Annotated in this window: 1 protein-coding gene; it reads right to left on the bottom strand. The window is 74.2% G+C overall.

Translation table 11 applies throughout. The features are described 5' to 3' along the window. Window positions 1–159: 159 nt before the first annotated feature. A complete protein-coding gene (locus tag OOT08_RS13115; protein ID WP_325093657.1) occupies window positions 160–741 on the bottom strand; it encodes an alkylhydroperoxidase domain protein in 582 nt (193 codons plus the stop codon). Between the last annotated feature and the right edge of the window lie 59 nt (window positions 742–800).

Raw genomic sequence — 800 nt, 5'->3', positions numbered from 1 at the left:
GGTGCGGAGTCCGCACACCTTCACGAACACCCGCGGCTGCGGGCAGTCCTGGGCGTCGCCCTCCGGGGCAGCGTGCTTGGCCATACGTTCCTTCCGGTTCCGGCCGGGTCCCGGCCGGGTTCCATTATCCCGGCCGGGACGGCCGCCCGCTGACCCGGCTCAGCGACGCCGGGCGGGGACCTGCGGTTCGCCGAGGGAGAGCATCAACCGGTTCGCCCAGTTGAAGAAGGCCGCCCCCGAGAGCACGTCGGCGATCTCGACGTCGTCCAGGCCCCGCTCGCGCAGCGCCAGGATCTCGTCCCGTCCGAGGTGGGCCGGGGTCGCCGTGAGCGCCGTCGCGGCCGCGATCACGGCGTCCCAGCGCGGATCCAAGCGAACCCCGGGCCCCTCGTCGAGGAGGCGCTGCACCTCGGCCTCGCGGCCCGAGTGCTGGCTCGCGAGCCGGGCGTGCACGGAGGCGCAAAACACGCAGCCGTTCAGCCGCGAGGTGGCCGCGGCGGCGAGCTCGCGTTCGGCCCGCGGGGCCCCGCCCGCCGTGTTGGTGAAGATGTCGAAGTCGCTCAGGGTTCGGGCGAGGAGGATCTCGGGGTCCCGAGCCAGCAGCGCGAAGTAGGGCATCTTGGCCCGCTCGCGCTGCACGATGCCATCCCAGTGCCGCTGCGTGAACTCATCCTCCGGGAGCGGGGCAAGCCACGGGACCCAGCCCAGCGCGGCCTGGGTGAAGCGATCGGGGCGTTCGATCTCCGGCTCGGGGAGCGTCTGCCGCGGGCCGGGCGGGGTCGCCTCGCTCGGGGCCCCCC

Source organism: Leucobacter sp. M11 (assembly GCF_035726885.1).
GTDB lineage: Bacteria > Actinomycetota > Actinomycetes > Actinomycetales > Microbacteriaceae > JAPFRB01.
Note: the sequence above shows the minus strand (reverse complement) of the source record. Positions and strands in the feature narration are given on the sequence as shown.